Annotated in this window: 5 protein-coding genes and 1 pseudogene; 5 read left to right on the top strand and 1 reads right to left on the bottom strand. The window is 58.0% G+C overall.

The window, feature by feature from the left end; translation table 11 throughout:
* A pseudogene (locus ACTJKE_RS36400) lies at positions 1-867 on the bottom strand (glutamine--fructose-6-phosphate transaminase (isomerizing)); the annotation flags it as partial.
* 347 nt (positions 868-1,214) lie between these two features.
* Here ACTJKE_RS36400 and ACTJKE_RS36405 point away from each other — a divergent pair.
* The 5 genes from ACTJKE_RS36405 to tnpC all read left to right on the top strand — a co-directional run bounded on the left by ACTJKE_RS36405 (position 1,215) and on the right by tnpC (position 6,083).
* Positions 1,215-2,060, top strand: a complete 846-nt coding sequence (locus tag ACTJKE_RS36405) for a hypothetical protein (RefSeq protein ID WP_440693887.1) — start codon at positions 1,215-1,217, stop codon at positions 2,058-2,060.
* A 292-nt stretch (positions 2,061-2,352) separates the two neighbouring features.
* Complete coding sequence (locus ACTJKE_RS36410) at positions 2,353-3,000, top strand: class I SAM-dependent methyltransferase (RefSeq protein ID WP_440693889.1); 648 nt, start codon at positions 2,353-2,355, stop codon at positions 2,998-3,000.
* Between the two features lie 627 nt (positions 3,001-3,627).
* Positions 3,628-4,038: an IS66-like element accessory protein TnpA gene (tnpA, locus tag ACTJKE_RS36415; RefSeq protein WP_427142549.1), complete on the top strand. Its 411-nt coding sequence runs from the start codon at positions 3,628-3,630 to the stop codon at positions 4,036-4,038.
* The gene (gene tnpB, locus ACTJKE_RS36420; protein WP_427142548.1) at positions 4,035-4,382 is read left to right on the top strand and encodes an IS66 family insertion sequence element accessory protein TnpB; all 348 of its coding nucleotides are present in this window, start codon (positions 4,035-4,037) and stop codon (positions 4,380-4,382) included. Before tnpA ends, tnpB begins: the two co-directional genes overlap by 4 nt.
* A 45-nt stretch (positions 4,383-4,427) precedes the next feature.
* A complete protein-coding gene (gene tnpC, locus ACTJKE_RS36425) occupies positions 4,428-6,083 on the top strand; it encodes an IS66 family transposase (protein WP_427142547.1) in 1,656 nt (551 codons plus the stop codon).
* The last annotated feature ends 25 nt before the right edge of the window (positions 6,084-6,108 follow it).

A 6,108-nucleotide genomic window follows, 5' to 3' on the forward strand; every position in this document is an offset into this window, starting at 1 on the left:
GACCTTGGCAAAATCGATCGTGCCGCCGAGTGCCTTGATGCGGTTGCCGGCAAAATCGACGTAGTGACTGAGCGCGTGCGCGATCACCTCCGGCTGCTCATAGATCTCCTTCTCCATGAAATGCCGGTGGTTGCCCTTGTCGATCATATAGGCGGCCGACGAGATCTGCCGCGGACGGTCGACGGCATTGCCGGCGAGATCGAAGATATGCACGCCGTTTGCGCCGATCACCGCCCAGTCGCCATCGATCAGATAGGTGATCTCGTTGGTGAAGGGCGCAAGCGCGATCGCGTCGGAGCCGAGGAACATCTCGCCCTTGCCGTGGCCGATCGCCAGCGGCGGTCCGTTGCGCGCCGCCATGATCGTCGACGGGTCGTCCTCAAAGAGCACGGCGAGCGCATAGGCGCCGGTGACCCGCTTCAGCATCGCATGCATCGCCTCGCGCCGGCCAAGGCCCTCGCGGCGGAACCTGGAGAGCAGATGTGCCACGACCTCGGTGTCGGTGTCCGTCTCGAACTTGGCGCCGTCGGCAATCAGTTCGTCCTTCAAATCCGCGAAGTTCTCGATGATGCCGTTGTGGACGACGGCGACACCGTCGGTGAAGTGCGGATGGGCGTTGCGCTCTGTCGGCGCGCCGTGGGTTGCCCAACGCGTGTGCGCAATGCCGATCGTGCCGGCGAGCGGCTCTTCGCGAAGCCGGATCTCGAGATTGACGAGTTTGCCCTCGGCACGCCGGCGCTCCAACGCTCCACCATTGATGGTCGCAACGCCGGCGGAATCATAGCCGCGGTATTCGAGGCGCTTCAGCGCATCGACCAGGCGCTCCGATACCGGCTGGTTGCCAACGATGCCAACAATACCGCACATAGTCGTCTCCGATTTGTCCCCGCGCCCGTCGTGGCGCCTCAGCCGATGAGGGCGGATGTCCCGCCCGTTGCGCTGCCTTGGTAAAGCATTTGTCGGGCGAGGCAATCCAATCCGCCGGTTTCTTTATTAAGATTTTTTGAACGCAACTGGCGCGTGCCTAGATGGAGCACTGTAGACCATGCACCCAGTAAGTGCTCCTTCAACGCGCGGCGGTCTTGATCGCGGTTCCGGCAAACGGAGAATTCCAGCATTGGCTCCGTGCTGCGCCAGTGATTGACAAGTATCTATTAGGCAATAAGGACGGTGGACACGTTTTTCCTCATGACAGGCTGTGAAAGAGGGACGAAATGAAAAGCATACTAGCCCGGTTCTTCCCGAGAGTCCGACGTGCAAGAGCGCCAGATTTTGTATCGTTCTGGCACGGCCCTATTGATGGATTAACATACGGTTGTCTTTCGTCTTTTGCATATCACGGCGCGCACTTGCGGCTATATACTTACGATCACCGCACGGACGCGCCACCCGGCATTGAGCTAGCTGATGCCCGCGAAATTTGCGCGGACGCAAGTTTGGTGGAGCGCTACATCGCAGATGGAAAGGTTGAATTCTCAAAGTTCTCCAATCTTTTCCGCTACCTTTTGATTCAGAAAACCGGCTGTTGCTGGGTCGACTGCGATTTTCTTTGCCTGGAGCGTCCCGAATTTCAGCACAAAGAAATGGTTTTTGGCTACCAGCTACCGAAGGAAAACCCGGCTGCGATTAACGGGGCTGTGCTTAAGCTCCCCCGCGAGCACGATGTGCTTGAGGATTTGGTTTTACACGCGCGCGCTGTCGTCGACTTGGACCAGCGCTGGGGAACTATAGGTCCAAGGCTTCTTTCTCCCAAACTTCATGAAGCCGGCCTTTCCGGATTCGCCAGCGACATGGCTGCTTTCTACCCCATTTCTTATGCGCATTTCTGGAAATTGTTGTTACCAGCAGAACGGACCAACGTTGAATCAGCAGTGCGCTGTTCAAAACTCATCCATCTTTGGCATCACATGTTCGAAGTGGTTGGTTACAACAAGAACCTCGCGCCGCCGAAAGGCTCCTATCTACACAACGCTCTAGAGCGTTTCGGCGGACTCGATAAGTTCCACGGAAGTTACGAGGTCAATAGTCTAAAACTGCAACTTAGAAAGTGGCTTCCATAACTTCGCAAGCCTTGTGTTCGATTTAGGTATTGAGCCAATGCGCCTGGTGCCCGTCCTAAGCAATGCTACAGAATTTCTCCATAGTTACGTGCCGCTACCCTTCTCAAGCCTTGGTGGTGGCAAGCGTGGTGCGACCTTCCGGCACCAGCAGCGAAATCCCGTTTTGAAGCAGCACCCCGGGTCCTCCTATGGAGTTTCACTTTATTGTTGTGGACTATTGTGGTGACAACCTTATTGCCTTCGCGCCAGCCTCACTCTACTGTGCGGTGAGTGCGCAGTAGCGGAGGGAGCGGTGACACTGAACCATAAAGACAAAGTCATCGACAAATGGCGCACCGAGAATAGCGCCGACTTCGGGTACTTTGACACCGTCGAAAACATGCTCGAAATCTTTTGGACCGAGGGGGGCGACTTCAGGAAGCGTTTCGATACGATGGATTTGACCTCCGTGGTCGAGATAGCTTGCGGCAAAGGTCGCCACGCGGCCCAGATCGTTGAGCGGTGTGGAAATCTCGTGCTGGTCGATACATCAAGAGATGCAATCGACTTCGCCCGTAAGCGCTTCCGCGACAAGCGAAACGTCCGATGCCACCATTCAGAAGACGGAGAAAGCTTGGCTTTCATACCAACCGGGTCGGCTTCGGCCGTATTTAGTTATGATGCGATGGTGCACTTCGAGCCGGTAACTATATACGCATACTTACGGGAAACATGTCGGGTGCTTAAACCTGGCGGGCGAGCATTCTTTCACCACTCCAACTACTCTAAACAACCCGATCAGGATTTCAGTCTTGCGCCGAGCTGGCGCAATTATATGACTTCGGATCTGTTCCGCCATTTCACACACAGGGCGGGGCTCGAATTAGTCGACCACAAAGTAATTGCGTGGGATGTGCCTGACTCGGACGCTCTTTCGCTTCTGACGAAGCCGCTTCTGTAGGCCGTTACAATATCTTCACAACCGGAAAACTGCATTTACAACAAGACAGCGTTCCGCCCGGCGCGAGTTTGGGTCGCCGCTTATTGTCTTCCCATTCGCATTCTGGCGCGCTGCCAGAGTTTCACTCCACCTACCGACAGCAAGACTTGATGCTACAGGAGGCGGCCCCTTCGCACCCGCCAAGCCCGTTGAGTTTGCCGCCAGCGGACATGACTGTAGAATATCCCGTGCCACGTGAAGGTGTGCATCTGACACTGATGCGCGCCTCAGAATGCAGCGCACTGCCACCGAGCGATCAATAAAGAATCTCTTGCAAGGCATGCCTAAATTAGGCTTCCATTTAGCTAGGCCAAGCCCAAGGGGGAAGCCATGCTAAACGACCCCGACTACCGATTTGAACGTGGCATGCAGATGTTGGATACATATTTTCACTGTGCTCCTATTCTGCTGGCCCCCGACGCAATCATAGAACCCGGAAACTGGGGGAGGATCACCAGGCGCAACTTCCTTCCCCACGAAAGCAATAGAATCACGCAGGTCGAATTGATCGTAAGCCCACGGTGAGGGCCGCCTTGTGAGGTGACGCTCAACATCGGAAGTCCTAGTGCAAACACTAGGGATAGTCCTATGACGAAGCATCCGATTGAAGTGATCACGTCTGTTGAGCGTCGTCGGCGCTGGTCTCGCAAGGAGAAGGAGCAGTTGGTCGCCGCCTGCCTTGAGCCTGATGCGGTTATCTCCGAGATTGCCCGCGCGGCCGGCATCCATGTCAGCCAGCTCTTCCGCTGGCGCAAGGAGCTTTGCCAGGTCGATGGACCGTCGGCAGGAGCGGCAAGCATGTTGGTGCCGGTAATCGTGTCTGAGACCGCTTCGGCAGGCTCGCCCGCTATACCGGAGCCATCCGCACCATCCCATCCCCGACGCAAACGCTGTGATGTAACGATCGAACTTGGTCGTGGCCGACGCGTCCGCGTGGATAGCGACATCGATACCGAAGCGCTTGGCCGTATTCTCGACTGTGTGCTGGGACTGCGATGATCCTGGTCCCTACAGGTGTAAAGGTCTGGCTGGCGACAGGCTATACCGACATGCGCAAAGGCTTTCCGGGTCTGTCGTTGATGGTACAGGAGGCGCTGAAGCGTGATCCGATGTGTGGGCACCTGTTCGTATTCCGCGGCCGAGGCGGCGGTTTGATCAAGGTGATCTGGCATGACGGCCAGGGAGCTTGCCTGTTCACGAAGAAGCTTGAGCGGGGACGCTTCATCTGGCCATCGGCAGCCGATGGCACGGTGGTAATCACGCCTGCGCAGCTCGGTTATCTGCTGGAAGGCATCGACTGGCGAATGCCGCAAAAGACCTGGCGGCCGACGTCCGCCGGGTGAACGAAAGCACTGGAATGGCGGGGTCGAATATGATTCCATCCTGTCATGAGCAATGTGACCGAAGAGCTTCCGGACGACCTTGCCAGTGCGGTTGCACTGCTGGCCCAGGAACGCGCTCGACGTGTTGCAGCCGAAGCAGAAGCGGCGACCGCCAAGGCTGAAGCCGCTAGCGCAAAGGCACTCGTATCGCATTCCGAGGCGCTGATCGCGAGGCTGAAGCTGGAGATCGACAAGGTTCGTCGTGAACTTTACGGCAGCCGATCCGAGCGCAAGGCGCGGCTCCTGGAGCAGATGGAACTTCAGCTCGAAGAGCTCGAAGCGGACGCCGGTGAAGATGAACTGGTGGCAGAGATCGCAGCCAAAGCTTCAGCTGTCAAAGCCTTCGAGCGCAAGCGCCCATCACGCAAACCGTTTCCCGAACATCTGCCGCGCGAGCGCGTCGTCATCGCCGCTCCCACGAATTGCGCCTGCTGCGGATCGGCAAAACTGTCGAAGCTTGGTGAGGACATCACCGAGACCCTGGAGGTCGTTCCGCGTCAGTGGAAGGTCATCCAGACGGTGCGGGAGAAGTTCACCTGCCGCGAGTGCGAGAAGATTGCGCAGCCGCCAGCACCATTCCACGTAACGCCCCGCGGTTTTGCCGGGCCGAACCTGCTGGCGATGATCCTCTTCGAGAAGTTCGCCCAGCACCAGCCGCTCAACCGTCAGAGCGAACGTTATGCCCGCGAAGGTGTCGACCTCAGCTTGTCGACATTGGCTGATCAGGTTGGAGCATGTGCCGCAGCGTTGAAGCCCATTCACTCTCTGATCGAGGCGCATGTCCTTGCCGCCGAGCGTCTGCATGGTGACGACACGACCGTGCCGATCCTGGCAAAGGGAAAGACCGATACGGGCCGCATCTGGACTTATGTCCGGGACGATCGGCCATTCGGCGGGCTCTCACCGCCGGCCGCGCTGTATTATGCCTCACGGGACCGGCGGCAGGAGCATCCGGAGCGCCACCTCAAATCCTTCACCGGCATTCTGCAGGCGGACGCCTATGGCGGCTACAATCCGCTGTTCAAGGTAGACCGCGATCCCGGTTCTCTGACGAAGGCACTTTGCTGGGCTCACTCGCGGCGCAAATTCTTCGTGCTCGCGGACATTGCCGCAAGCGCCAAGCGTGGAAAGAACGCTGCGCCGGTCTCGCCCATGGCGCTGGAAGCCGTCAAACGGATCGATGCCCTGTTTGATATCGAGCGGGAGATCAACGGGCTTATGGCGGATCAACGTCTGGAGCGTCGCCACAAGGAAAGCCTGCCGCTCGTCGACGATCTGCAGACCTGGCTTCAAACCGAGCGGTTAAAGCTGTCACGCAGCTCTCCGGTCGCAGAGGCGATCGACTACATGCTCAAGCGCTGGGATGGCTTCATGTCCTTCCTGGAGGACGGCCGGATTTGCCTGACGAACAATGCGGCCGAGCGAGCGCTCAGAGGCTTTGCACTCGGCAGAAAGTCCTGGCTCTTCGCCGGATCGGATCGTGGCGCTGACCGTGCTGCGTTCATGGCGACACTGCTCATGACCGCCAAGCTCAACGACATTGATCCACAGGCATGGCTTGCCGACGTTCTCGCCCGCATCGCCGACACGCCGATCACCAAGCTGCAGCAATTGCTTCCGTGGAACTGGCAGCCAGACGCGCTGAACGCTCAGGCGGCGTAACCTGCGGTCTCCACCGGAGGCTTAC

The sequence above is a fragment of the Ensifer sp. 22521 genome (assembly GCF_052044795.1).
In the GTDB taxonomy this organism is placed as follows: domain Bacteria; phylum Pseudomonadota; class Alphaproteobacteria; order Rhizobiales; family Rhizobiaceae; genus Ensifer.